General features: G+C 65.4%; 26 protein-coding genes and 1 other RNA gene. 15 read left to right on the forward strand and 12 right to left on the reverse strand.

What is annotated here, in order from left to right; all coding sequences use genetic code 11:
- Positions 1-204: 204 nt before the first annotated feature.
- Together VZ068_RS16410 and VZ068_RS16415 are read left to right on the forward strand one after the other, a co-directional pair.
- Complete coding sequence (locus VZ068_RS16410; protein WP_349655892.1) at positions 205-690, forward strand: hypothetical protein; 486 nt, start codon at positions 205-207, stop codon at positions 688-690.
- A gap of 106 nt (positions 691-796) precedes the next feature.
- Positions 797-1,195 carry a hypothetical protein gene (locus VZ068_RS16415; RefSeq protein ID WP_349655893.1) on the forward strand — a complete coding sequence of 133 codons (399 nt, stop codon included), beginning with the start codon at positions 797-799 and terminating at the stop codon, positions 1,193-1,195.
- Positions 1,196-1,268: 73 nt separating this feature from the next.
- Here VZ068_RS16415 and gap read toward each other — a convergent pair whose 3' ends face one another.
- Positions 1,269-2,270, reverse strand: coding sequence for a type I glyceraldehyde-3-phosphate dehydrogenase (gene gap / locus VZ068_RS16420; protein ID WP_104534756.1), 1,002 nt, complete (start codon positions 2,268-2,270; stop codon positions 1,269-1,271).
- A 455-nt stretch (positions 2,271-2,725) separates the two neighbouring features.
- Between gap and VZ068_RS16425 the strand changes: the two genes are divergently transcribed.
- The 8 genes from VZ068_RS16425 to modC all read left to right on the forward strand — a co-directional run bounded on the left by VZ068_RS16425 (position 2,726) and on the right by modC (position 8,800).
- Entirely contained in the window at positions 2,726-3,238 is a 513-nt protein-coding gene (locus tag VZ068_RS16425) for an SgcJ/EcaC family oxidoreductase (protein WP_349655894.1), read from the forward strand.
- Positions 3,239-3,539: 301 nt separating this feature from the next.
- The gene (locus tag VZ068_RS16430) at positions 3,540-4,163 is read left to right on the forward strand and encodes an OmpW family outer membrane protein (protein WP_259156082.1); all 624 of its coding nucleotides are present in this window, start codon (positions 3,540-3,542) and stop codon (positions 4,161-4,163) included.
- Between the two features lie 119 nt (positions 4,164-4,282).
- Positions 4,283-4,897 carry an OmpW family outer membrane protein gene (locus VZ068_RS16435; RefSeq protein ID WP_115554470.1) on the forward strand — a complete coding sequence of 205 codons (615 nt, stop codon included), beginning with the start codon at positions 4,283-4,285 and terminating at the stop codon, positions 4,895-4,897.
- Between the two features lie 85 nt (positions 4,898-4,982).
- The gene (locus tag VZ068_RS16440; protein WP_259156083.1) at positions 4,983-5,798 is read left to right on the forward strand and encodes a S1/P1 nuclease; all 816 of its coding nucleotides are present in this window, start codon (positions 4,983-4,985) and stop codon (positions 5,796-5,798) included.
- A gap of 13 nt (positions 5,799-5,811) precedes the next feature.
- On the forward strand, positions 5,812-6,636 hold the full coding sequence (locus VZ068_RS16445) for an MBL fold metallo-hydrolase (RefSeq protein ID WP_259162577.1): 825 nt from the start codon (positions 5,812-5,814) through the stop codon (positions 6,634-6,636).
- 73 nt (positions 6,637-6,709) lie between these two features.
- On the forward strand, positions 6,710-7,486 hold the full coding sequence (gene modA / locus VZ068_RS16450; RefSeq protein WP_349655895.1) for a molybdate ABC transporter substrate-binding protein: 777 nt from the start codon (positions 6,710-6,712) through the stop codon (positions 7,484-7,486).
- A 16-nt stretch (positions 7,487-7,502) separates the two neighbouring features.
- Complete coding sequence (gene modB, locus VZ068_RS16455) at positions 7,503-8,189, forward strand: molybdate ABC transporter permease subunit (RefSeq protein ID WP_259162587.1); 687 nt, start codon at positions 7,503-7,505, stop codon at positions 8,187-8,189.
- On the forward strand, positions 8,189-8,800 hold the full coding sequence (gene modC / locus VZ068_RS16460) for a molybdenum ABC transporter ATP-binding protein (protein ID WP_259162593.1): 612 nt from the start codon (positions 8,189-8,191) through the stop codon (positions 8,798-8,800). The genes modB and modC overlap by 1 nt, the downstream gene beginning before the upstream one ends.
- A 225-nt stretch (positions 8,801-9,025) precedes the next feature.
- Here the strand turns inward: modC and VZ068_RS16465 are convergent, their stop codons facing one another.
- From VZ068_RS16465 to VZ068_RS16510, 10 genes are all read right to left on the reverse strand, one after another.
- On the reverse strand, positions 9,026-9,607 hold the full coding sequence (locus VZ068_RS16465; protein WP_349655896.1) for a hypothetical protein: 582 nt from the start codon (positions 9,605-9,607) through the stop codon (positions 9,026-9,028).
- Positions 9,604-10,893: a TonB family protein gene (locus tag VZ068_RS16470; RefSeq protein WP_349655897.1), complete on the reverse strand. Its 1,290-nt coding sequence runs from the start codon at positions 10,891-10,893 to the stop codon at positions 9,604-9,606. Before VZ068_RS16470 ends, VZ068_RS16465 begins: the two co-directional genes overlap by 4 nt.
- The gene (locus VZ068_RS16475) at positions 10,883-11,248 is read right to left on the reverse strand and encodes a BlaI/MecI/CopY family transcriptional regulator (protein ID WP_259156093.1); all 366 of its coding nucleotides are present in this window, start codon (positions 11,246-11,248) and stop codon (positions 10,883-10,885) included. Before VZ068_RS16475 ends, VZ068_RS16470 begins: the two co-directional genes overlap by 11 nt.
- Positions 11,249-11,518: 270 nt before the next feature.
- Positions 11,519-12,880: an ATP-binding protein gene (locus VZ068_RS16480; RefSeq protein WP_349657734.1), complete on the reverse strand. Its 1,362-nt coding sequence runs from the start codon at positions 12,878-12,880 to the stop codon at positions 11,519-11,521.
- A 17-nt stretch (positions 12,881-12,897) separates the two neighbouring features.
- The gene (locus VZ068_RS16485) at positions 12,898-13,584 is read right to left on the reverse strand and encodes a response regulator transcription factor (protein WP_349655898.1); all 687 of its coding nucleotides are present in this window, start codon (positions 13,582-13,584) and stop codon (positions 12,898-12,900) included.
- Positions 13,585-13,606: 22 nt separating this feature from the next.
- Entirely contained in the window at positions 13,607-14,269 is a 663-nt protein-coding gene (locus VZ068_RS16490) for a hypothetical protein (RefSeq protein ID WP_349655899.1), read from the reverse strand.
- Positions 14,256-15,089 (reverse strand): SDR family oxidoreductase, encoded by an 834-nt coding sequence (locus VZ068_RS16495; protein WP_349657735.1) that lies wholly within the window; start codon positions 15,087-15,089, stop codon positions 14,256-14,258. Before VZ068_RS16495 ends, VZ068_RS16490 begins: the two co-directional genes overlap by 14 nt.
- Positions 15,089-15,763 carry an iron-containing redox enzyme family protein gene (locus VZ068_RS16500; protein WP_349655900.1) on the reverse strand — a complete coding sequence of 225 codons (675 nt, stop codon included), beginning with the start codon at positions 15,761-15,763 and terminating at the stop codon, positions 15,089-15,091. The genes VZ068_RS16495 and VZ068_RS16500 overlap by 1 nt, the downstream gene beginning before the upstream one ends.
- Positions 15,760-17,256, reverse strand: a complete 1,497-nt coding sequence (locus tag VZ068_RS16505) for an AMP-binding protein (RefSeq protein WP_349655901.1) — start codon at positions 17,254-17,256, stop codon at positions 15,760-15,762. Before VZ068_RS16505 ends, VZ068_RS16500 begins: the two co-directional genes overlap by 4 nt.
- Positions 17,253-17,927, reverse strand: a complete 675-nt coding sequence (locus VZ068_RS16510) for a thermostable hemolysin (RefSeq protein ID WP_349655902.1) — start codon at positions 17,925-17,927, stop codon at positions 17,253-17,255. Before VZ068_RS16510 ends, VZ068_RS16505 begins: the two co-directional genes overlap by 4 nt.
- 151 nt (positions 17,928-18,078) lie before the next feature.
- Between VZ068_RS16510 and VZ068_RS16515 the strand changes: the two genes are divergently transcribed.
- From VZ068_RS16515 to VZ068_RS16535, 5 genes are all read left to right on the forward strand, one after another.
- Entirely contained in the window at positions 18,079-20,037 is a 1,959-nt protein-coding gene (locus VZ068_RS16515) for an acetyl-CoA hydrolase/transferase C-terminal domain-containing protein (RefSeq protein WP_349655903.1), read from the forward strand.
- A 135-nt stretch (positions 20,038-20,172) separates the two neighbouring features.
- Positions 20,173-21,348, forward strand: a complete 1,176-nt coding sequence (locus tag VZ068_RS16520; protein WP_349655904.1) for a phosphatidylinositol-specific phospholipase C1-like protein — start codon at positions 20,173-20,175, stop codon at positions 21,346-21,348.
- A gap of 131 nt (positions 21,349-21,479) precedes the next feature.
- Positions 21,480-24,194 carry a TonB-dependent receptor gene (locus VZ068_RS16525; protein ID WP_349655905.1) on the forward strand — a complete coding sequence of 905 codons (2,715 nt, stop codon included), beginning with the start codon at positions 21,480-21,482 and terminating at the stop codon, positions 24,192-24,194.
- Between the two features lie 372 nt (positions 24,195-24,566).
- Positions 24,567-25,496 carry a L,D-transpeptidase family protein gene (locus VZ068_RS16530; protein ID WP_349657736.1) on the forward strand — a complete coding sequence of 310 codons (930 nt, stop codon included), beginning with the start codon at positions 24,567-24,569 and terminating at the stop codon, positions 25,494-25,496.
- Positions 25,497-25,498: 2 nt separating this feature from the next.
- The gene (locus VZ068_RS16535) at positions 25,499-26,200 is read left to right on the forward strand and encodes a M23 family metallopeptidase (protein WP_349655906.1); all 702 of its coding nucleotides are present in this window, start codon (positions 25,499-25,501) and stop codon (positions 26,198-26,200) included.
- Positions 26,201-26,204: 4 nt separating this feature from the next.
- On the opposite strand, the gene VZ068_RS16540 is transcribed toward VZ068_RS16535, so the two are convergent.
- Positions 26,205-26,279, reverse strand: a non-coding RNA gene (locus tag VZ068_RS16540) — sX9 sRNA.
- Between the last annotated feature and the right edge of the window lie 49 nt (positions 26,280-26,328).

Genomic DNA, 26,328 nt, shown 5'->3' on the forward strand with positions numbered 1-26,328 from the left:
TGTAGTCCCAGCGCAGGAACAACCGCTGGCCAGCGGGTTATTAGCGCACGCGCCCGGCCCGATGTCCACGCTGAGCCCTCTTGCAGACACAGTGATTAGCCACTTGCCGAGCTTGGCCTCTAGTGCTACAAACGCGCCAGCGCACGGGTGAGCACCCGATTTGCAAGGACCAACGGCATCACCGCCCTACAAGGACGTATCACAATGCACGCCCTCTTCCGCCCTTACGTACTCCCCGCACTTTGCGCACTCGTCCTGCTGACGACCGCACCGCAGGCGTCTGCCGACGTGTTCGGCAGTGCCGAGCGTATCGCCCGAAGCTGGATTGGCCACGACGCCGGCGAACTGATGATGCAATGGCCGGTAGGAAAGGGACTCTATACGTCCGAAAACACCGAGACGCAGGAGACTGCCTACACCTACAACTTCGGCATCGAGGCGCACTACCGCACCAATTACTGGACCACGCAGGGAGGGATTATCGGCATGGTCGGCGGAGGCAATGGCGTGGCTCCCACACCGATTTTCCAGGAAAACCAGCATAGCGAGGAAGTCTTCGTTCCCGCCGAACATCATTGCGAAATCACCTTCGTCGCCGACTCGGACGGCATCATCACCCGATACGATTTCGCTGGCAGCAGGTGCGACGACCATGTGCGCAGCTGGGGGCGCCCAAAAACGAAGAAGTAGCGCCATCCCTGATCGACATCACTCTATCAACCAAGGAACGCTCCAAATGAAACCACGGAATTGGATGAGTCGTACTGCATGGCTGGCGCTTGCACTGGCGCAATGCATGCTTGCCGTACCGGTCATGGCCGAATCGGCAAGGCACGGAACCATTGCAGCGCTGGAACCCATCGAAAACAAGGGCGACAACGTTCCAGAGCGCACCAAGCGCCTGAAGAATGCAGCTTCGAACTTCGGCGGCATGGCGGGCAGCTTTCTCGGCCTGAAATCCAACAGCCCACTTGGTGTGGAGGCCGGGGCGGCGGCAGGCACTTATGCCGGCAAGCAGGTTGGCGACAGAGTCGTCAGCAACGGCGCAGCCTCGCACTACATGCTCAAGATCCGTTTCGACAACAAGTCGCAGGTAACCGTGACCAAGCCGAGTGCCGAAGTCTCAGGCTTGGCAGTTGGCAGCCGGGTCACCGTCACAGGCAAGGGCGAAAGCATGCGCATCACTGCAGAATGAGCACTTACCGAGAATCAGGACTTCGAAATAAAAAAGCGCCCAAGGGCGCTTTTTTATTCAATGAAGACAGCGCTTACTTGGCGACAACCCGCACCATTTCCAGGCACTTGTTGGAATAGCCCCACTCGTTGTCGTACCAGGACACCAGCTTGACGAAGGTGGAATCCAGCGCGATGCCGGCGTCGGCGTCGAACACCGAGGTGCAGGTCTCGCCGCGGAAGTCGGTGGCCACGACCTTGTCTTCGGTGTAACCCAGCACGCCCTTCAAGGCGCCTTCGCTCTGTGCCTTTACTTCGGCGCAGATCTCGGCGTAGGTGGCCGGCTTTTCCAGTTCGACGGTGAGGTCGACCACCGACACGTCCGAGGTCGGCACGCGGAAGCTCATGCCGGTCAGCTTCTTGTTGAGTTCCGGAATCACCACGCCCACGGCCTTGGCTGCGCCGGTGGAGGACGGGATGATGTTCTCCAGGATGCCGCGCCCACCGCGCCAATCCTTGTTGGACGGGCCATCGACGGTCTTCTGCGTTGCAGTGGCCGCGTGCACGGTGGTCATCAGGCCGCGCTTGATGCCCCACTTGTCGTTGATCACCTTGGCCAACGGCGCCAGGCAGTTGGTGGTGCACGAGGCGTTGGAGACGATCGCTTCGCCCTTGTAGGTCTTGTCGTTGACGCCGAACACGAACATCGGCGTGTCGTCCTTGGACGGTGCCGACAGGATCACCTTCTTGGCACCCGCGTCGATGTGCTTCTGCGCGGTTTCCTTGGTCAGGAACAGGCCGGTGGACTCGATCACCACATCGGCGCCGACCGCATCCCACTTGAGGTTGGCCGGGTCGCGTTCCTGGGTCAGGCGGATCTTGTTGCCGTTGACGATCAGCGTGTTGCCGTCGACCGACACATCGGCCTTGAAGCGGCCATGCACCGAGTCGTATTGCAGCATGTAGGCGAGGTAATCGGGCTCGAGCAGGTCATTGATGGCCACGATCTCGATGTCATTGGCGAAGTTCTGCACCGCAGAGCGCAGCACGTTGCGGCCGATGCGACCGAATCCGTTGATGCCAACCTTGATTGCCATGTTCACTAGCTCCTGCGGCCGCGACAGCGCGGCGGATGGAAAGGGGCTGACATTCTAACAGCGTCCTCCCTGGACGGCCGTGCAGTGGCATGCGGAAAGGGATCGAGGATCAGGCACCGCTCACCGTGCATGCGCAAGCGATCTGTTGGGTTTGTCGCCCGCGTTGGCGAATGCCGATGTGCGCCTTGTGCCTGGCTGCAGAGCGCCACGCGCTCGCCGGGCGTGCGCACTGACGGTCCCTGGCCCACCCAAGGTGCAGCTCGACACCTGAAGGCAGAGCAGCAACGCACGCGACGGCATTGCCGATACGCTTTATTTTACAACTACTTACAATGCAACCAACTACGCCGAAAAGCGTATTCATGCATATGCCGAACAGCAGCATTTCGGCTCTCCGTGGATTTCGATACTGGCCCTGCCTGCTGAGGCACCCAATCAACTACACGGAGATTCCCATGCGTCGCACTCTGTCCTCCTTGGTTCTGGCTCTGGCTGCCACCCCGGCGCTGGCCGCCGGCGTGATGCATTACACCGAAAAGGCGTCGCTGCCTGTGGACGGTGAAGCACGCGAAGTCGCCGCACTGTTCGACACCTGGAACGCCGCGCTGGCCACGGGCAACCCGCACAAGGTGGCCGATCTGTATGCGCCCGATGGCGTGCTGCTGCCGACCGTGTCCAACGAAGTACGCGCCTCGCGCCAGCAGATCGAAAAGTACTTCGAGATGTTCCTGACCAAAAAGCCCCAGGGCGTGGTCAATTACCGCACCGTGCGCGTGCTCGATGACGACAGCGCGGTGGATGCGGGCGTGTACACCTTTACGCTGACCGACAAGGACGGCAAGAAGAGCGATGTGCAGGCGCGCTACACCTTCGTCTACGAAAAGCGCGACGGCAAGTGGCTGATCATCAACCACCACAGCTCGGCAATGCCGGAAGTGGATGCCCCGCAGGTCGCCAGGGCCAAGTAGTGCCGGCGCCCCGGAGTACGCCGCCCGCTGTCTGCGCCCTACCGCGTATCACCGTCGGCACGCCTCCCCCGCCGACGGTGGCGCGGCCCGTAACGCACTGCGCATCCGACCTGCGGCCTGCCTGCGACAAGCGCCATGGCGCGCCGCGCTGCTGCCATTGCGCAGCGATGCTGCCGCCGACCCATCCCCCCCAGCATCGCGATGACCCGGATGGTTGCGGCCCCGGTTTGATCAGGATCAAGGCGGCGGCCGCGCAAACCCTCAAGACTTCGTCCATCCCCTGCACACAACGAGACCCTCTATGCGCATGCGCTCTCCCCTTCTGCTCGCCGGCCTGGCCGCCAGCCTTGCCAGCGTCCCCGCACTGGCTCAATCCAAAGGTGACTGGACCGTTGCCGTCGGCGCGCACCAGGTCGCTCCCAAATCCGACAATGGCCGCCTGGTCGGCGGCACGCTCGAAGCGGACGTGGGCAAGGACATCAAACCGACCTTTACGGCCGAATACTTCATCGCCGACAACCTGGGCATCGAAGTACTGGCAGCGCTGCCGTTCGAGCACGACATCGCCTTGCGCGGGCTGGGCCGCGTCGGCAGCACCAAGCATCTGCCGCCGGTGATCTCGCTGCAATACCACTTCAACAGCCAGGGCAAGGTATCGCCGTTCGTCGGCGCCGGCATCAATTACACGCGGTTCTTCAGCACCGATACCCGCGGCGCACTGGCTGGCAGCGAGCTGGAACTGGATGATTCGTGGGGCCTGGCCCTGCATGCCGGGCTGGACTTCAAGCTCGGCGAACGCGGTGCGTTGCGCGTCAACGCGCGCTGGATCGACATCGACAGCGAAGCCCGCCTCGACGGTACCCGCATCGGCACGGTCAATATCGACCCGCTGGTCTACGGCGCGGCATACGTGTATCGGTTCTGAGGTACAGCGGCAAGCGCGATGCATCTCTGGCACACTTGACCTCCAGGGACGTGCATCCACCGCCGGAGTTGCGGACAGGTCGGACACGTCGAACGCCTGTCCGACCTACCGGGGATTCCATGAGCATGTTCATCCGCACCGCCCTCGCCATCGCATTGGCCGCTTCGGCCACTCCCGTCCTTGCACAGTCGGCCGGCCATTGGACAACCGGCTACGGCGCGGGCTATGTCTCGCCCAAGTCCGACAGCGGCAACTTCGGCGGCGCACGCGCCGAGATCAAGGGTGCGCCGGCACTGTCGTTCACCTACGAATACTTCATCCGCAACAACCTCGGTATCGAGGTGCATGCCGCCGTTGCAGGCAAGCACGATCTCGAGCTGGAAGGCGTCGGCAAGGTGGGCAGCTATTGGTCGGTGCCGCCCAGCGTGCTGTTGCAGTACCACATCAATGGCTACGGCACGGTGTCGCCGTTCGTGGGCGTGGGCATCAACTACACCACCTTCCTCGGCGAAGACACCGAGCAAGCCTTCGGCAACAGCGAGCTGCGCTTCGGCGACTCGGTCGGCGCCACCGCGCACGTCGGTGTGGACTTCATCTTCAACGACCGCAGCGGGCTGCGCGTGGATGCGCGCTGGACCGATTCGCGCAGCAATGTCGATTTCAACGGCGCGCGGCTTGGCAAGGCGCGGGTCGATCCGTTGACCTATGGCATTTCGTACCTGGTCTATTACTGATCGCGCTGCCGCTGTCGCAGTGCTGCGCGGCGACGTGGCAGCGACAGCCATCAAACCGTCCCGGACGGTTGCGTACAATCGGGGGATGAAGACCTTCTCCCCCTCTCTCGTTGTGCTTGCCGTGGCGCTGACTGCGGCCTTCCAGCCGGTCACCGCCTTCGCCTGGGGCCCGCAGGGCCACCGTCTGGTGGCGCGCATTGCCGAAACCGAATTGAACCCGCAGGCACGCGCGCAGGTGGCGCAGCTGCTTGCCGGCGAGCCGGACCCCACCTTGCACGGTGTCGCGACCTGGGCCGACGAGTTGCGCGAGCACGATCCGGATCTGGGCAAGCGCTCGGGGCCATGGCATTACGTCAACCTGGGCGAACACGACTGCGACTATGCGCCACCGCGCGATTGCCCGGACGGCAACTGCGTGATCGCCGCACTCGATCGCCAGACTGCCGTGCTCGCCGACCGTCGCCAGCCGCTGGAGGTACGACGCCAGGCGTTGAAGTTCGTGGTGCATTTTGTCGGCGATATCCATCAGCCGATGCACGCCGGTTATGCGCACGACAAGGGCGGCAACGATTTCCAGCTGCAGGTCGATGGCAAGGGCAGCAACCTGCATGCGTTATGGGATAGCGGCATGCTCAACGACCGCCACCTCAGCGACGACGCCTATCTGCAACGCCTGCTGGCGTTGCCGGCCGCCACGGCGGTCTCTTCCGCGCTGCCGCCGCCGGCGGCGGCATGGGCGCAGGCGTCGTGCAAGATCGCCATCACCCCCGGCGTGTATCCCGACGCGCACGTATTGCCGGCCAGCTACATCGCCACCTATCGTCCGATTGCCGAGACGCAGTTGCGGCTGGCGGGCGACCGACTGGCCGCCGTGCTCAACGCGGCGCTGGCCACCCCCTGACGCGGAGGCAACCATGCAGCCCGAGGTTCTGGCGTTCTTCCACGCCGACAGCAGCACCTTCACCTACGTGGTCGCCGATGCGGCGTCCGGCGCGGCGGCGGTGATCGACCCGGCACTGGACTATGCAGCCGATACCGGCGCCATCGGGACCCACGCAGCGCAGGCCATCGCCGATGCCATCCGGCAACGCGGCTGGCAGCTGCACTGGCTGCTGGAAACCCATGCGCATGCCGATCACTTGTCGGCCGCGCAGTGGCTGAAGCAGCAATGGCCACAGGCGCAGGTCGGAATCGGCGAAGGGATTGTTCAAGTGCAGCAGACGCTGGCCCCGCGCTATGGGTTGCCGCAGCACTTTCGCCCAGATGGCTCGCAGTTCGACCATCTGTTTGCCGATGACGAACGCTTCGGGCTTGGCAGTGTGGAGGGGCGCGTCATCGCGGTGCCCGGGCATACCAGCGACAGCATTGCGTACCTAATCGGCGATGCGCTGTTTCCTGGCGATTCGTTGTTCATGCCCGACGCAGGCACGGCGCGATGCGACTTTCCTGGCGGCAATGCGCGGCAACTGTATGCCTCGATCCAGCGCCTGTATGCGCTTGCAGACGACACCCGTGTATTCGTCTGTCATGACTACGGCCCCGGTGGCCGGGCAGTGGCGCACCAGACCAGCATTGGCGAACAACGGCGCAGCAATATCCACGTGCGCGATGGCGTGGATGTCGAAGCATTCGTCGCGCAACGGCAGGCACGCGACGCCACGCTTGCCGCGCCCAAGCTGATCCGGCCGGCGTTGCAGGCCAACCTTCAGGCGGGCAGCTGCGCGGGCGTGGCTCGGTAGCGCCGGTTGGCGTTCGCCACGCGGCTTGGGCGCAGCCGCTATGATCGGGGTCTTGCCCCGGTTGGAATTTCCCATGCGTACCATCGGTTTCTGGCAACGCACCGCGTGTGCGTTGATGCTCGCTTTGCCCGTCCTGGCCGCTGCGCAGACCGCGCCTGTCACCGTGTTCGCCGCGGCCAGCCTGAAAGAGTCGATGGACGAGGCTGCCGCCGCTTACGAAAAAGCCTCCGGCACGCCGGTGCGGGTGTCGTATGCCGCAAGTTCCGCCCTGGCGCGCCAGATCGAACAAGGCGCACCGGCGGACGTGTTCTTCTCGGCCGATCTGGAATGGATGGATTACCTGCAGCAGCGCGGCCTGGTCGTGCCGGGACAGCGCCGCAACCTGCTCGGCAATACGCTGGTGCTGATCGCACCGGCCACCAGCAAGGTGCGGGTGGATCCACGCACACCCGGCGCCATCGCCAAGGCGCTCGGCGAGACTGGACGCCTGGCGGTGGGCCAGACCAGCAGCGTGCCGGCCGGCAAGTACGCCGCCGCCTCGCTGCGCAAGCTGGGTCAGTGGGATGGCCTGAGCAATCGTCTGGCCGAATCGGAGAGCGTGCGCGCCGCACTGATGCTGGTCTCGCGTGGTGAGGCGCCGCTGGGCATCGTCTACGGCTCGGATGCACGCGCCGAGCCCAAGGTGCGCGTGGTCGCCACGTTCCCCGCCGACAGCCACGACGCCATCGTGTATCCGGTGGCGGCCCTGAAGAACAGCAGCACGCCCGAGGCCACCAAGTTCGTGCAGTGGCTGAGCAGCAAGCCGGCCAAGGCGATCTTCGTGCGTCGCGGCTTTTCGTTGCAGGATTGAGGTACACCGCCTGTCGATGTTCACCGCTGAAGAAGTCACCGCGATCGGCCTGAGCCTGAAGGTCGCGCTGGTTGCCGCCATCGCCAGCCTGCCGCCGGGCATCGCCTGCGGCTGGCTGCTGGCGCGGCGGCGCTTCCCGGGCAAGGCGCTGCTGGACGCCCTTCTGCACTTGCCGCTGGTGATGCCGCCGGTGGTGACCGGCTACGCGCTGCTGGTGGTGCTGGGCACGCAAGGGCCGGTCGGCAGCTGGTTGCTGGAATACCTCGGCATCCAGTTCGCGTTCCGCTGGACCGGTGCGGCGCTGGCATGCGCGGTGATGGGGTTCCCGTTGATGGTGCGCGCAATCCGCTTGTCGATCGAAGCCACCGATCGCCGCCTGGAAGCGGCCGCCGCCACGCTCGGCGCAGGACCGTGGCGGGTGTTTTTCAGCATCACCCTGCCGCTGGCCTGGCCTGGCCTGGTGGCCGGCGTGGTGCTGGCGTTTGCCAAGGCGCTGGGCGAATTCGGCGCGACGATCACGTTCGTGTCGAATATCCCCGGCCAGACGCAGACGCTGTCGTCGGCCATCTATGGATTGATGCAGGTGCCGGGCATGGAATCGGGCGTGTGGCGCCTGGCCGGCGTGGCGCTGGCGATCTCGCTGGGAGCGCTGCTGTTGTCGGAGTGGTTGGTGCGCAGACAGTATCGGCGCGAGGACGATTGATGCTGGATCTGGATCTTCACCTGCAACGCGGCCATTTTCAGCGGCATATCCGTATCCAGGACGATGCGCGGGTAGTGGCGTTGGTAGGCCCTTCCGGTGCCGGCAAGACCAGTGTGCTCAATGCCATTGCCGGCCTGCTACGGCCGCACGCCGGGCATATCCGTATCGATGGACGCTGCCTGTTCGATCACGCGCAGGGCGTGGACGTGCCGACGCATCGACGCAGGATCGGTTATGTGTTTCAGGATGCGCGGCTGTTCCCGCATCTGGATGTGCGGCGCAACCTGCATTACGGCCGGCACGCGCGCGGTGCGGCATTCGGATTCGACGACGTGGTGGCCCTGCTCGGTATCGCCCCGCTGCTGCAACGCCGCCCACGCAATCTGTCAGGTGGCGAGGCGCAACGCGTGGCCATCGGCCGCGCACTGCTGTCGCAACCGGCCATCCTGTTGTTCGACGAACCGTTGTCCGCACTGGACCAGGCACGCCGCGAAGAGTTGATCCCTTACCTGCAGCGCGTGCGCGATGAGATCCGTCTGCCGATGCTGTATGTCAGCCACAACCCGGATGAGGTACAGCGCATCGCCGACAGCGTGCATGTAGTGCAGTGAGACGCTGGTGGGCGACGGGACGGGCGAAGAGCGGCCTGCCGATGTAATCGGCGCCCGCGTCCGGCCGATATCCATCACGGTGATCCGAGAGTTGTCTTGCCCGTTGCAGACGATGCCGCGCTACGTCGTTGATCACGCCAGTGCCTGCATGACGAAGGCCTGGATGTTGCCGCTGCGCGACAGCCGTTGCTGCGCACGCACATCAAGCGCCGCAATCACGTCCGCTCACTGCGCAACCTTGCCGGTACGCACGCTCACCTTGCCCTGCCGCACTTCGAAGGTAAACGCGAACGACAACGTCACCGGCACCGGCTCTGCATGCGTCGCACCGCTGCAATCATCCAGCGCCGCCGGCTGTGCGACATCCGGCGCATAGGTGCATAGTGCGGCGGGAACAAACTGCCAGTGCTGCACGGTCGTGCGCACGGCGTGCAGCAGGTCGGTGTTTTCCGGCAACAGCCCGGCCGCACATTCGTCGCGATCGGACATGGGGTCCACGCGTTGCACTGCGCCGTCGGCTGCAAGAATCACATGCGCACACACCGTGGTTGGCGGCAAGGTCTGACGCGGCGAATCGGCCGGCAGCACCGGCGCCTCGCTGCGCAGGGCGCGCGGCATGCGGAACCGCTGGGTTTGCGCCAGCGTATACGAGGCGACGGCACCACCACCGCCACCGGATTGCGGCGGCAGCATGCGTTGATCCACCGAATCCTCGCGCTGACTGCGCTCCTGCTCTGCCATGCGCTGCGTTGCGCAGCCGCACAGGCTCATCGCGACGACGCCGCACCATGCCAGACCGTCCTTCATGGCAGTGCCCCTTGTTTTGCGCATCCTGCGGATGCAACGCAGTCATCGATGCGCCGGGATTGCGACGCAAGGCGCTGGCTGCCGCCAGCATCGGTGGATGCGCCCGCCTGTTCCGGCGGGTCCAGCTCGAACCGGACCGGCACACGTATCTGGGAAGCCACCGGCCTGCCGTCTGCAGTTGCCGGTTTGAAGCGCCAGTGACGCGCGGCATCGAGCACGGACCGATCGAACACTCCGGCCGGCCGGCTATGCACGATCACGACGCGGTCGGGCGTGCCGCCCGGGCTGACGTCGATCTGCAACTCGACAAAACCGGCAAGGTGTGCAGTGAGCGCTTCGGCTGGATAACGGGGCGGCTGCATCGTGCTGAAATCCACCGCATTGCCGGGCGTCGGTGTCGCGCCCAGACGCGCAGGCTGGATGACCCAACCGGCAAGACTGGCAACGCCTGCAACCGCCATCACCATGCGCAGGTCCCATTGTGCACGGCGCATCTCCCGCGCCGGGGCGCGCAGCGCGGAAATGCGTTGCGTCAACGGATGCGTCGCGGCCCAGCGGCACGCCAACGGCGACCATCTGCTGCCCAGCTGGCATTTGAGCATCGCGCCGGCATAGCTGCGCCGTTTGCCCGGATGGCGCGCAAGCACGGCGGCGTCGCAGGCCAGCTCCTGATCCAGCCGGAATGCACGCCATGCCAGATGCACGAGCGGATTGAACCAGCCGATGCACAGCAGCACGGTGGCCAGCAGATTCGCCTGCAGATCGCCACGGCGCAGATGCAATCGCTCGTGGGCCAGGATCAAGGCACGCTCGTCGGCGCTGTAGCGCGTGGTGAAATCGGTCGGCAGCACGATCCGCGGGCGCATGACTCCCAGCGAAGCAGGCAGCCCGACATCATGCGTGGCAACCCATAGCGTGTTGTCCAGCGCATGCAGCGGGCCAAGACTGCGCAAGAAGCGCCGCTGACCACGCCACACCATGCCCGCGCTCAACACCGCGCCCGCCAGCCACACCGCGATCAACCACTGCTGCACGCCTGCCGCGCCATTGCCAGTGCCCGGTGCGAGCGGGATGGCGGTCAGGGCCGGCACCTGCACGACCACCGCCCCCACTGGCGGGCCAGGTAGCACGGCTGCCAGCAGCGCGAGCGGCACGCTGGCCCAGATTGCATAGGCTGCGGTGGCACCCAGCCAAATGCGCAGCGGACGGCGCAGCAGCAGGCACGCCAGCAATGCGACCGTGGTGTAGGCCGTGGCGCGCAGCCACATCAGCGCGTCAGGGCTCATCGTCCAACTCCTTGAGCAGACGCTTCAATTCGGCAACGTCGGAGGCGCTGAGTTTTCCGCGTTCGCTGAAGTGTGCCACCAGCGGCGCAACCCGCCCGCCGAACAGGCGTTGCAGCAGCCCTTCGCTTTGTTGCTGCACCCAGTGATCGCGCTGCAACAGCGGCGTGTAGAGGTATTTGCGCCCTTCCTTCTGCGCTGCGATGGCGCCCTTGTTGAGCAAGCGATTGAGCAAGGTCTTGACGGTCGGCTCGGCCCAATGGGTCTGCGCCAACGCGGCAACCACCTCGTCCGCCGTGCGCGGCGCCCGGTCCCAGAGCACCTGCATCACCACCGCTTCCGCATCGCTGATCGGCATACGATTACGCCTGTAATTTTTTATGATTACAGCTGTGAACGAACGCCTTGTCAAGCGCGAGCCTCGCCGCTCGCGGGATCGACCAGCGCGGGCCTTGCCGATGCTGCAGTCTCATGCCACGCACGTCGGCAGGTGCATGCGTCTGCGCCGGGCTGCGCCGCACATTGCCCACGACATCGCTGCCCCGGCCGTATTTCGGCACGCTTGGCCACACGCAAGGCCAGCGGCCGTGGTTACCAGGTCAAATGCATGGCGCAATGACTGCAGACCTCAGTCGGCGGCACTGCCCACAAATCGCACACTGACGCGCAAGCCGCCGAGTGTTGGCGCATCGTCCAGGTGGACCTGCGCTGCGTGCGCCTGGGCAATGTCCTGCACGATCGAAAGACCCAGGCCGCTACCCTCTACACCGGTGCCCAGCTCGCGATGGAAGCGGCCGAAGACACGTCCGCGCGCAGCTTCCGGGATACCCGGCCCGGAATCTTCCACGACCAACGTCGGCACCGGTCCGGCATATGTGCTGATGCGGATGCGGCCGCCCGGCGGTGTGTAGCGCACGGCGTTTTCCAGCAGGTTGCGCAACAGCAGCGACAACGCAGACTCGTCTGCGAGCACCAGCACCGGCTGCAGTGCCAGTTCCACCTCTTGCTGTCGCTGCAGCGCAACCACCAGCACATCTTCGGATTCGCTGCGCACCAAGGTGTCCAGGCTCACGCTGCGCCGTGGCAAGGCAGTGACTGCTTCGACCCGGCTCATGGCAAGCAATTGCGCCACCATGCGTTCGATGCGGAGCACGTTGGCATCGAGTTGCTGTTGCGATTCGTCGCGTTCCTGCGCGTTGGCGGCCAGGCGAAGATTGGCCGCATGCACTTTCAGCGCCGCGATCGGCGTGCGCAGTTCGTGCGCGGCATCGGCGATGAAGCGGCGTTCGCGTTCCAGCCCTTCCTGCACCCGGTCCATCAAACCGTTGACCGCGCGTACCAGGCCATGCACTTCGCGCGGCATGCGCTGCGGCTGCAACGGCTGCAGACGCTTGGGGTCGCGTTCGCCAATCTCGTCGGAGACCCGCACCAGCGAGCGCGTGGCCCAATTCACCACGCCCCAGATCAACAGCGCCATCAACGGCAACGCCATCAGCAACGGCAACAAGGTGCCCAATGCAATATCTTCGGCAAGCTCTTCGCGGATATCGGCGCGCTCGGCCGATTGAAACCAGCGCCCACCCGGCGAGTGCAAGGTAAACGTACGCCACTGCCCATCGGGCAATCGCACGTCTGCATAGCCGGCACGCAACGGCGCCAACGGTTGCGCTGGCGCACTGTCCGAGCGCAACAGCAACGCGCCGCCGGCATTGCGCACCTGAAACGCCAGCTTGGTTTCGTAGGCATGGCCGTCCTTGAACGCCAGCGCTTCGCCCACGCCCTGCGCCTGCCCGTGCCATCCACGGATCACGATCGGCTCGCCCTGCGCCAGATCGCCCAAGGGTTCGTCCACCAACGACACCAGCACGCGCGCCGATTGCACCAGGCGCGCATCGAACATTTCGCCAGCTTCCTGCAGCCCGGCGCGATAACTGAACCCGGCTGCGGCCAACATCAGCAACGACAACACGCCGAGCAAGGCCAGCAACAGCACCCGGCGGATCGAATTCATTGCGGCGGTACGGCGGCCTGGGCGGCCTGCTCGTCGAGCGCGTAACCGATGCCGCGCACGGTACGGATCAGCGCCGGTGACAACTTGCGACGCAGCTGATGCACGTGCACATCCACTGCATTGCTGGCGACGTCCTCGTCCCATCCGTAGAGATGTTGCTGGATGCGTTCGCGCCCGATCGGCCTGCCATGCTGCTCCATCAACAGCCACAGCAGGGCAAATTCGCGCCGGGTCAGATCCAGATCGCGGCCATGCCAACGCACCGACATGCCGGCCGGATCCAGCCGCAGCGCGCCAGCCTGCAAGGTCGGTTGCGCACGCCCGGCCGCACGTCGCAGCAGCGCTCGCGTGCGCGCCAGCAGCTCGTTGATGTCGAAGGGCTTGCCCAGATAATCGTCAGCGCCCACATCCAGGCCCAGCGCGCGATCGGCGGCGCGCTCGCGGGCGCTGAGCACCAGGATCGGCGTGTCCAGTGCGCGGGCGCGGGCGGTGCGAATGACCTCGATCCCATCCATGCGCGGCAACCCCAGGTCCAGGATCACCAGATCCAGGGTGTCTTCCTGCAGGGCCATCAGCGCACTGACCCCGTCATGTACCCAGTCCACCGCATAGGCAGCACGCCGCAAGGCGGTGCGGATGCCTTCGCCCAGCGAAAGATCGTCTTCGACCAACAAGATGCGCATGTGAGCCAGTCTGTGAGGCGGCTCAGTGCTTGGCAAGCTGCGCGCGCACATCGGCCAACTTGGCGGCCAGCTCCTTGAGGCGGCCGGCATCGGCAATCTGCCGGCCCGGTCTGGGCGCTGCGGCAGCGGCTTTCTCGAAGGCCTTTGCGGCACCGGCCCAGTCCTTCTGATCGCGCAGAAAATCCCCGACGAAATAATTGCTGTCGAGTCCGTCAGGATCGATTGCCAGACCCTGATACAGCAAGGTGCGCGCCTTGGCATCGTCGCCGAATCCGATCGGCCAGCCAGGCACCTGGTAATACAGCGCTCCCAGACTGGTGTAGGCCGCGCCATCGAGCGCACGCGGTGCACGCTTGATCGCCTGCTCGAAATCCGTCCGCGCGAGTTTGACCTGCGCCAATGCGCCCAGACCGCCCTTTTCGCCGGCCAGACTGGAGCGCACGATGCCGTCCCAGATCAGGGCATCGGCATCGTCCGGCAAGGCGTGCCGTACCTGTTCGGCCTGCTGCACGAGCGTTTCCAGCGCCGCAACCCGCTCTGATTTTGGAGTTTGGTAGGCGATCACCGCCCAACGATCCTGCAGCTGCGCCACCTGCGGCGCCGGACCGGCCGCCCAACCGGCGCCGGCGATACCCAACATCGCCAGTGCAGCCAGAATACGCAACTGACAGTCATTGCGATTCATGCGAAAGCTCCTGTGTGGCAACCACGCTACCGGGCCGCGCATGGCGGCGGATGAGGGGAAGTTGTTTGCGCAACGCACGGTCCACCACTTCGGGCAGCAGGCCGTTGAGCCGGACAAACAGTTTTTCCGGCCAGCCCAACTGCCGACGCGCGTCCCCACGCGCGATCGACTGCACCAGCGCTGCCGCGACGTCCTCGGCCCGGTCCACCGCCGTACCCAAGGCCGCGTTGAGCGCATCGACCGCGGCGGGATTGAAGCTGGTCGCTGTGGCGCGCGGCGCCAGATACTGAAAGCGCACCTGCGTGTCTGCGTGTTCGCGGGCCAAGGCCTCGAACAGCCCGCGCAAGCCGAATTTGCTCGCGCTATAGCCGGCGAAACCGGCAAACCCGATGCTGCCGAACGTGGAGCCGACCGCCACCATCGCCGCCTCCGGCTGCCTCAGGAAGATGGGCAGCAGGGCCTGCACCAGCAGCATGGGCACGGTCAGGTTCACATGCACCAGCGCCTCCAAGCTGGCCGGATCCTGCTCCTGCAACAACCCGAAGTGGCCCCGCGCATGTGCAAGGACCAGCACCGACGGTGCAGGTTGCAGCGCGTGTATCCGCGTCAGCAGCGACGCACGGCCCGCTGCGCTGGCGAGGTCGGCTGCCAGCGGAAGCACGCGCCCGGCCGGCTGCGTGTCGGCAAGCCGCTGCAAGGTCGCTGGCGTGCGTCCTACCGCCACCACGGTCGCGCCCGCCTCCACCAACTGCGCGCACAAGGCGCTGCCGATGCCGCCACTGGCGCCGGTGAGGATCACGCACCTGCCGCGAAGATCCATCACGCCGCCTCCGCCAGAGGCACGCCATCGGCGCGCAAGGTGCGAAACAGGTCGCCGTACAACACGTAGAAGCGCTTGGCCGCATACACGACCGCCTGCTGGTCGAGCGGGTCGTCGAGGCGGTTCATCAGGCCTTCGAAAAAACCGGCATGCTCGATATCCAGATCGCCATGCGAGAGCAGATAGCTGAAGGCGTTGCGCGGCAACTCCAGCGACTGCGCAATCTGATTGGCCGCGCGCGTGGCCAATGCCACGCTGGTGCCTTCCAGCACCAGCACCATGCCGAAGAATCCGACCGGATTGCCGCGCTGGATGGTGTCGTAGGCGTAGCTGACCATCAGTTCGGTTGCCAGCGACGGCCCGGCAAGCACGGCTGCCTCACGCGGCTGGCCGCACGCGACCAGGTCGTCCAGGATCCACTCCTGGTGGCCCATCTCTTCTTCGATGTATTCGCCGATGGCTTCGCGCAGCCATTCCAGCCGCGCCGGCAACCGCGCGCCGCAGGCCATCAGCAGCGGCACGGTATGCCGCACGTGGTGGTAGGCCTGGGCGAGAAACGCCACGTAATCATCGTGCGCGATCTGCCCGACGAGTGCCGACTGGATGATCGGCACCTGCGTCATGCGTTCGCGTTCGGCCTGGGTATGCGCCAGCAGGGATGTGTAGAAGGTCATGCTGAAACTCCGAGAGAGACGGTGGCCGGCAATCGATAGCTGCGATCGACGTCGGATTGGTAGCGGGCCAGGATTGCGTCGCGCCGGGGACGGCCGTTGGCCGTGAGCAGGCCCTCGTGTGCGCTGAAGGGCGTATCGGCCCGTACGAAACGCGCTATGCGTGCGTAGTCGGGCAAGCCGGCGTTGACCTCGGCCAGTGCCTGGGCGATGGCCGCATCGTCGCTGCCGGGCCTACGCGGCCACAGCACCGCAACGTTGTCGGCCTGCGCTTCGCCCCAGACCACGGCCTGGGCGAGCAACGGATGCTGCAGCAACTCGCTTTCCACCCACTCGGGCGAGACGTTGCGACCGAACGCGGTGATGAAGACATGTTTGCGCCGCCCGGTGATATGGACGAACCCATCGCTGTCCACCCGTCCGAGATCGCCCGTGCGCACCGGCCCCGACGGCATCGGCTGTTCGCCCAGATAGCCCAGCGCGCGCGCGCCGGCAACTTGAATTTCGCCATCGACGATCTGCACCTGGGTGTGCGCCAGCGGCTGGCCGACGCTGCCGGGACGCAGCGCACCGGGGCGGTTGAGACAGACCACCGAGCCGCATTCGGTCAGGCCGTAGCCTTCGAACACCGGCAGGCCCAAGGCTGCGGCGCGCGCCAGCAGACTCGGGCCGATATGGCCGCCGCCGACGGCGATATAGCGCAACGATGCAGGCAGCGCCACGCCCTGCTCTGCAGCACTGACCAATGCCAACAACAACTGCGGCACCAGGATCACGCTCTCAGGTTGATAACGCTGCAGGCAACGCAGCAGCGTCGGCACATCCAGCCCGCTGGCGCCGCTGTAGCCGATTTCCGCCAGCGACGGCAGCGCGACCTGCGCCCCGGACAGCAAGGTTGCGTAGAGCCCGGCGACGTTTTCCAGCAAGGTGGACAACGGCATCAGGCACAGGTGCCGACGCGGCGCGATCGCAGCCGATGCATCCACCAACGCGCCGGCAACCGTCAACAGGCCGTCGGCCGACAGACACACGCCCTTGGGACGCCCGGTGGTGCCTGAGGTATAGGTGATGCAGGCGGTGTCGACCGGCAGCACGATGCTCTGCGCAAGCGCTTCCACCCGCCAGGCGCGCAGTGCATCGAACTGCAACGCAGACATTTCGCCATGGGTGCCTGGTGGCGCAGTGGCGGCCGCGTCGGTCACGACGCATTGCGCGCCGCTGGACATCAGTGCATGCAGCACCTGCGCCTCGGAGAAGAACGTCGGCAACGGCACGTGCACTGCATCGATCAGGCGCAGCGCCAGATCCAGGATCAACCAGCCCGGGCCGTTGTCCAGCCGGCTGGCGACACAGGTCAGCCCCGCCGTCTGCAGACGCGCGGCCAGCCCCACCACGGCATCGGCCAGTTGCTGCGCATCGAGGCTGCCGGCGGTGGTCAGCACGCGCGGCGCATGGCCGTGCAGGGCGCCCAGCAGCGCTGCGAACCGCGCGCTCATGCGCCTGCTCCTGCCCGGCACAGCAGCGTATCGACGTCCCAGCGTACGGCTTGCGGGTGCAGCGCCTGCCGCGCAAGCAGGAACGCGTGACCGGCGGCGACATCGCCGCACAGGACCTGTGGATGGGTGGCGTAGTAGCTGCCCCACTCGGTGCCGTCGTCCTTTACACGCGACTGCAGCGCTGGCGCCAGGGCGACCGGCTGCAGCTGCAGCCGGTCGAAGGTATTGCGCAAGGTCCGGGTTGCGGTAAACAGCACCCAACGCACGCCGGCGTGATGCAGCGCATGGGTCATTTGCGGGATCAGCGCGCGCGCACTGCCGGAGCTGATCGCGGCGAAGTTGCCGACCTCGGCCAGGCCCGAGCGCGCGACCGGCACCGCCATCCGCCCGGCCAGCGTCGATTCGGCCGGGCTATCCAGATACTGCTCCACGAACAGGCGACCGGCGCTGCCGAGCCGTACCCCTACCGCCGCCAGCAGCACACCCTTGGTATCGCGATAGGCCAGCAGGTGCGGCAGGAAGCTGCGCAGCTGCGCGCCATAGCGACGCAGATAGACCGCAGCGATGAACTGTTCCACCTCATGGCGCTGCGCGTGCGTGGCCTCGACCAGGCTGGCACTGGCAAAGCCATGGCGGGGGCAAAAACCGGCGGGGGTGGGTGAGGTGATCATGCTGCGCATCCTGGGAGCGCTCGATTACGCCACCATGAGCCAGTTGTTACCCAGTTGTAATATCTGCAGAAGCGATTCGTTGCGCACTGTAGGGAGTGGCCCGACCGCTGTCGGTGTCGCCACCACAGCGCTTTGGGCTACGCTCTCGCGCATGCCTACATACGTCACTGATCTGGACACTGCGGTCGCGCACATCCTGCAATGCATCGCCGGCCCGTTGCGGGTGGGTGCACCGCTGGGCATCGGCAAGCCGCACCGGCTGTTGAATGCGTTGTATGCGCAGATCGAGAGCACGCCCGCACGATCGCTTGCGCTGTACACCGCGCTGTCGCTCAGTCCGCCCAAACCGGGCAAGGGGTTTGGGGCGCGCTTTGCGGCTGCGTTCATCGCGCGTCACTTCGGCGAGGACTTTCCGCGCCTTGCGTATGTCGATGCCATGCTGCGCGACGCCTTGCCGGCGCACGTGCAGGTGGAAGAGTTCTACATGCAGTCCGGCGGCCTGTTGCACTCCACCCAGGCGCAGGCCGACTACACCAGCTTGAACTACACGCATGCCGCGGCCGCAGTGGCGCAGCGCGCGCCGAATCTGATTGTGCAGAAGGTCGCGCGCGAACCCGGTGGCACGCGGCTGTCGCTGTCGTGCAACAACGACATCACCCAGGACACGCTGGACGCCGTGCAGGCGCTGGACCTGCCCCGACCGCTGCTGGTGGCCGAAGTGGACCCGCAGCTGCCGTGGATGGGCGGCACTGCCGCGGTGGATGCGACCTTCTTCGATCTGATCATTGACCTGCCCGGCCCATCGCCGCGTCTGTTCGGCCTGCCGCGGCAACCGGTGACGACCGTCGATTACGCCATCGGCCTGTATGCAAGCACGCTGGTACGCGATGGCGGCACCTTGCAGATCGGCATCGGCACGCTGGCCGACGCGCTGAGTCATGCCCTGGTGCTGCGGCACACCGACAACGCGACCTATCGCCGCGCGCTGCAGGCGCTGGACCCAACCCTGGACCAGCACCCCAGCGTGCTTGCCAGCGGCGGCCTCGAGCCGTTTGCGATCGGCCTGTACGGCTGCAGCGAAATGCTCAACGAAGGCTTCAAGCAACTGGTGGACAGCGGCGTGATCCGTCGCAAGGTGCACGACGATCTGCCGCTGATGCAGCGCATTGCCGATGGCAGCGCCGATGCCGACGATCGTGCGCGCCTGGCAAGCGAAGGCGAGTTCCTGCATGGCGCGTTCTATCTCGGCTCGCCGGACTTCTATCAATGGCTGCGCGATCTGGATGCCGACACCCGCAATGCCATCGGCATGCGCCGCATCAGCGAGATCAACCAGCTGTACGGCGGCAATGAAACCCTGGAGCGCCTGCAGCGCCGCGACGCGCGTTTCTTCAACTCCTGCATGATGGCGACCGCGCTCGGTGCAGCGGTGTCCGATGGCCTGGAAGACGGACGCGTGGTCTCCGGCGTCGGCGGGCAATACAACTTTGTCGCGATGGCGCATGCCCTGCCGCAGGCACGCAGTACCTTGATGCTGCGCGCCACCCGCGATGCCGGCGCAGAGGCAGCCAGCAATGTGCGCTGGAACTACGGCCACACCACGATTCCCCGCCATCTGCGCGACATCTACATCACCGAATACGGCATCGCCGATCTGCGCCACAAGACCGACCAGGAGTGCGTGCTGGAAATGGCCGGCATCTGCGATACACGCTTCCAGGACGCGCTGCTTGCGCAGGCTGCCCAGTCACGCAAGCTGCGCACGGCGCCCTTGTTGCCCGCCCGCGCACAACGCAACACGCCCGACGCGCTTGAACGGGCATTGGCGCCATTCCGGCGCGATGGCAGCCTGCCCGATTATCCGCTTGGCAGCGATTTCACTGCGGTCGAACAACGTTTGCTACGTGCACTGACCTGGCTCAAGCGTGCCACCGCCAGCAGGGGCGCAATGCTGGCGACGCTGGCGCGTGCAACGACATCGCGCGCTACCGACACGACCGACGCAGCGGCCTGTCTGCAGCGCATGGGACTGGACACACCGCGCAGGATTGGCGAGCGTCTCCAGGCGCGATTGCTGGCCTATGCGCTGCGCCAAACAACACCACAATGAACTTATCCATATGGCGATCAACCAGATTCGCTTGCGCGTATCGAAGCGACTGACGCATGACGGCAATACTGCGGAAAGATGTGCGTCAAGTTGCACCCGGATGATGACGACCACCTCGTTTCCTGGCGTCGCCGCATGGCTTTTGCTCCGGTTTTTTCCGCACTTCATTCATCCAGTGACTGCCAAGCGAAGCAGCCACGCACAAAGCGAAGCAAACTGCCGAAAGCCGCGCTATTTGCCGCCTTGATCACCAGCAATCTTGCGCTAGCTGCTGCACCGCGCCTCACCGACCTGCAATACGTCGGCAGCCACAACAGCTACCACGCCGGATTTGCACCCAGCGAAGCCACGCTGCTGAAACAGCTCAATCCCGCGTTGTTCGCGGCACTGGATTACCGCCATCCGCCGCTGGCGCAACAACTGGACGATGGCGTCAGGCAACTGGAACTGGACGTGTTCGCCGATGCCCAGGGTGGCCGCTATGCACATCCGGCGATCGCCGCGCAGATTGCCAAGGCCGGGCTGCCGCCAGCACCGGCCAGCGCACCCGCCGGTGTGATGGACACATCCGGCTTCAAGGTCATGCACGTGCAGGACGTGGACCAGCGCAGCAATTGCCAACCGCTGATCGCCTGCCTGCAGCAGGTGCGCAGCTGGTCCAGGCAACACCCCGGGCACGTGCCGATCTTCATCCTGCTGGAAACCAAGCAGGCGCCTGTCGAGCTGGGCTTTCCCAGCGTACAGCCCGAGCCGTTCGATGCAGGCACCATGGATGCATTGGATGCCGAACTGCGCTCGGTCTTTCGACCTGGCGAATACGTCAGCCCCGACCAGGTGCGTGGCAACGCGAGTACGCTCAACGCCGCGGTGCTTGCGCATGGCTGGCCGTCGCTGGCCGACACGCGCGGCAAGGTCGTGTTCTTGCTCGACCAACGCACGGCCGGTGCGAGCTATCTGCCGGGACATCCGTCGCTGCGTGGCCGGGTCTGTTTCACCAATGCGGTGCCTGGGCAGGACGATGCCGCCTTCACCGAACTCAACGACGGCCCCGCCGACACGATCACGCGGCTGGTGAAAGCCGGCTACCTGGTGCGCACGCGAACCGACGCAGACCTGAAGGAAGCGCTACAGCACGACACCACCCGCCGCGACAGCATGCTGGCCAGCGGTGCGCAGTTGCTCAGCACCGACTTTCCCGCACACGAGTCAGCAAGCACCGGCTACGTGGTGCGCCTGGAGGGCGATGCGGTTGCGCGCTGCAATCCGCAACGGCCCTCAACGCACTGCAAGGGCGTCGATCTGAGTCACTGATCGGCGCCACTTGCATTGGCGTACACCGCATAAAACCGCACACAGACCCGCCGCAATGGAAGGCATCGGCGCTGCACGCTTGGCGCCCGCGTCATGGCCAAGCGCTCCCTTTCACCTAGCGAGTCCTCCGCATGCACACTCCCCGTACCCTCCATCGTCTGAGCTGCGCCATCGCACTGGCGCTGTCTGCGCCCGTCCTGGCAGAGACGCCGGAACTTGCCACCACCACCCTGGATTCGGTCAACGTGCAGGCCAAGCATGCCGCCACGCCCGGCTCGATCAACGAGCAACGCCTGTCCAGCAGCGTCAACAGCGTGATGAGCAAGCAACAGATCGACGCCATCCCCTCCGGCGGCATCGCCGATGTGGTGGCGCACATGCCGGGCTTGTCGTCGTACAGCGACATGCATCTGGGCCAGGCCACCACCGGCGAGAACGCCTACGTCAGCATCCGCGGCATGGACGCCAGCTACAACGCGTACACGCTCAACGGCTTCGGCATGCCGGAAACCGATTCGTCGACGCGCGCGATCTCCTTGAACATGCTGGCGCCGTTCGGCATCCAGTCGGTGCAGGTGTCAAAGTCGCCCACACCCGACATGCCCGGCGACGCCATCGGCGGTGCGATCGATATGCGCACGCCCAACGCGTTCGATTTCGACCAGGAGTTTTATGCCAAGAGCACCGCGCAAGGCCAGCTCAACGCGCTGGCCTCGCATCTGGGCGGCAAGGACACCGGCGCCACGTTCCAGCAGGAGATCGCCTGGAAATTCGGCAGCGACCATGCCTTTGGCCTTTACGCATCGGCCTATTACGGCAAGAACAACAACATGGCGCAGGCACCGGCGCCCAACAGCAAATACGTGCCTGCCGACCCCGCACTGGCCAACGCAACCGATCTACGCGCTGCCGGCCCGCTGATCAGCACACGCTACAAATACAGCCTGTACACCAGCCAGATCGAACGCTATGGCGGCAACCTCTCGCTCGATTGGCAAGGCGACAACAGTGCGCTCTATGCACGCGCCATCTACGGCAGCTACGGCGTCACCGGGCAGCAGGATCAATCCAGCGCACGCCTGGAAACCTACCGCAACCAACCCACGGCGGTGCGTGGCGGCTACTTCAATACCCACGACATCGACGAGAAGCTGGCGACTTTGCAGCTTGGCGGCCAGACCACGCTGGACCGTCTGCGCTTGGACTACGGGACCTCGGTCGGGCGCGGCACGCGCAGGCGGCCGGATTATGTTTCGGCCAGTCTGTATGGCTATACCCCGGGCAGCTTCGCCTTCGACCTCAGCGACCCGACCTACCCCAGCATCGGTCCCAGCCCGGCGGCGTTGAAGGAGTTCTTCTACAACCTGGATTCGTCGCTGCTGTGGAAAGTGCAAGGCCATGATGCCGGCAGTCACGACAACCGCCTCAACGCGCATACCGACATCACCTACCAGGTCGATGGCGACGTGCTGGACAGCGTCAAGGTCGGCCTGTCTGCCGATCACTCCGACCGCGGTGCGTACGACCACCCGTTCTTCCACAAGGACGGCAACTTCGTGACCAACGGGCCCTATTTTGGTGGCCCCAATTACGCCTTCCCCACCGCTGGCGGCCCCCCGCTGAGCGCCATCCCCGGCCGCCTGACCTACAACGCCTTCGATGGGCACTACGCAGGTCCGTTCAAACTGCTGGACCGCAACTGGATGCGCGCGCAGGCCCTGCCCTACAAGTACGTCGACGACCCCAACGGCGCAGGCGTCTACACCGCCAATGACTACAACGCCAACACCACCTCCAGCACCGAAGCGATCTACTCGGGCTACGCGATGGCCGCGCTGCATATCGGTCAGGTCAGCATCCTGCCCGGCGTGCGCTACGAGTTGACCCGCTACTCGGCCGATTCCTGGCAATCCAGCGGCGACGGCACCAGCGGCGGCTTCGTCGGCACCGGCAGCACCTATGGGCAAGTCCTGCCCGGTATCAGCATCAACTATCGACCCGACGATCTCACTGTCTACCGCGCCGCGCTGCGCCGCAGTTTCAGCCGCCCGGCCTTCGGCCTGATTTCCGGCGAGACGGTGTACACCATCGACGACACCCAGCGCGTGGTCGGCATTTCCAGACCCAACCCCGATCTGCAGCCGAGCAAGGCCGACAACGCAGACCTGTCGGCCGAGTTCTACGACCACAACGGCGGCGTGCTCAGCGCGTCGACCTACTACAAGCGGATCACCGGCTTCATCTACACCTCGCAATCGGCCACCAGCAACGACAACACACTCGGCGGATTGGTACCGACCGGCACCACCTTCGAAAACGGCGTGCCGGTGACCATGCCGCAGAACGGCGGCACTGCCACGCTGTACGGGCTGGAGCTGGCCGGCAGCAAGCGCCTGCAGGACCTGCCGGGCATCTGGAGCAAGCTTGGCGTCACCGCCAACCTCACCTTGCAGCGCAGCGAAGCGGACAGCAAACGGGCCGACCAGCCGGAAAAAACCTGGTTGCCGCGTGCGCCGGAGCGTATCTACAACCTGGATCTGTTCTACGACGATGCGCACCTGCGCGCCGACCTGAGCTACAACTACACCGGTCTGCAATTGCTGGGGCTGACCACCGACCGGCTCAATTACTATCTGCAACCGGTCAAGTCGCTGGACTTCAACGCCACCTATCACCTGCCGCACCACGTCGACGTGGGCGTATCGGCCAAGAACCTGCTCAACGCCGCCACGTTCTACGAAACCCAGGGCAAGTCCGATCGCTACATGGCTTACGACCCCGGCGCCGATGGCGCTTACGTGCAGACCGGGCGGGTGTACCTGCTGACAGTGGGCTATACCTACTGACCATCGGGCCAGTGCGGTAGGCGACCAGGCGGGTGCTCTTGCACGTGGGCGCACAGGTCATCGGTCGATTGTCTGCGCATGACGCAGGCGGTCGGCCTCCGATCAATGCTGCGAGGTCTCGCAAGCCACCCTTCATGCCCCCGCGTGCAACGCGGTGGCGTCGTGAGGACGGCCGCGCAACCCGGAACCGCATCGCCCTCATCGAGCAAGGACCGCGGCGCCATCGCGCCTCAGTCAGTCCGGGTGCAGCCATTTCACGCAGCAAACGCAGGCCGCTGCGGCACTGTGCGCGCTTGCCTCTTTGCGGACCTGCACATGCCCCCTCGCTCTTACGCTCGCGTCTGTTTGCTCGCCCTGTCGTTGAGCGCTTCGTTGTCTGCGCTGGCACAAGCACCGCAAGCTGCGCCTGCTGCCGCCCCTGCGCCAACGGCGACTCCTGCCGCAAAGGCCGTCGCCACCGGCCCACGCTCGGACCTGCATGCGCAGGTGCTGCTGGACCGCGCGCATTTTTCCCCAGGCCAGATCGATGGCGAACGTGGCTCGAATCAGAAGCGCGCGGTCTCCGGGTTCCAGGCCGCACACGACATCAAGGTGACCGGCGAACTGGACGATGCCACCTGGCAGGCCTTGCAGGCCGACAGCACACCGGCGCTGGTGCAGTACACGCTCACCGATGCCGACGTTGCCGGCCCGTTCCAGGCGATTCCCAAGGGCCCGGCCGAACAGGCCAAGCTGCCTTCGCTCGGCTACACCTCGGTGGATGAATCCCTGGGCGAGCGCTTCCACGCCGACCCTGCGTTGCTGCGCCAGCTCAACCCCGGCGTGGATCTGAGCAAGGCCGGCAACGCGATCCAGGTTCCCAACATCGACGGCGTTGCCCCGCTGCCCAAGCCTGCCAAGCTGGTGGTGGACAAATCCGACTCGACGCTGCGCCTGTTCGATGCCGACGGCAAGGTCTATGCGCAGTTCCCGGTGTCGTCGGGCAGCAAGCACGATCCGTTGCCGATCGGCCGCTGGAAGATCCTGGGCATCTCGCGCGACCCGGTGTTCAAGTACAACCCCAAACTGTTCTGGGACGCGAAAAAGGGCGATCAAAAGGCGACGTTGCCGTCTGGCCCGAACAACCCGGTTGGCCGTGTGTGGATCGACCTGTCCAAGCCGCATTACGGCTTGCACGGTACGCCGGAGCCCGGCCATGTCGGCAAGACCGAATCGCATGGGTGCGTGCGTCTGACCAATTGGGACGTGGTCAATCTGGCCAGCGTGGTCGGCCCGTCGGTCCCGGTGGTGATGCAGGAGTAAGCATGAAACTGCTGATGATTCTGGTTGCAGGCGTGGCGATCGGTGCAGGCGGGTATTGGTGGCTGGAACGCGGCGCGCCGGAGGCGACGGTCACGCAGCCGGCAAGCGCGTCGAGCGTGGCTGCGCAACCCGCGAACCAGATCGTCGCCTCCGCACCTGCTGCGCAACCTGCGCCATCGATGCCAGCCGATGCTGCAGTCGCAGGGCCGAGCCCAGTTGCAGCAGCAGCAGCCGCGCCGGCAACCGATGCGCAATCAACGGGCAACGCCCTGCTGATCCCGGTCCAGGGCATCGACCGCGGCCAACTGCAGGACACCTTTACCGATGCACGCAGCGAAGGCCGCGTGCATGACGCCATCGACATCCTGGCCCCGGCCGGCACGCCGGTGCTTGCCGTGGCAGATGGCACGGTGGAAAAACTGTTCGACAGCGACCGCGGCGGCCTGACCGTGTACCAGTTCGAGCCCGGCGGCACGTACTGCTATTACTACGCGCATCTGCAGCGCTACGCCGATGGCCTGGCCGAAAAACAATCCATCAAGCGTGGCCAGGTGATCGGCTATGTCGGCAGCACCGGCAATGCCGATCCGGCCGCACCGCATCTGCACTTCGAGATCCATCGCCTGGGTCCGGAAAAGCAGTGGTGGAAGGGTGAGGCATTGAATCCCTACCCCGTCCTGCACGGCGATCAGCTCCTTCAGTAAGAGCGGCTGACAAAGCATGGCGGGCAGTCGTGAGGTGGTGTGGACGGCACGGAGAAACCGGGGTGTAGGCGTGGTACATGCCGCACCGAGCACCGGCCGCGCCCCCTGGCGGTGCACAGTCGGCTTGT

The organism is Xanthomonas sp. 10-10 (assembly GCF_040182365.1).
Lineage (GTDB): Bacteria > Pseudomonadota > Gammaproteobacteria > Xanthomonadales > Xanthomonadaceae > Xanthomonas > Xanthomonas arboricola_F.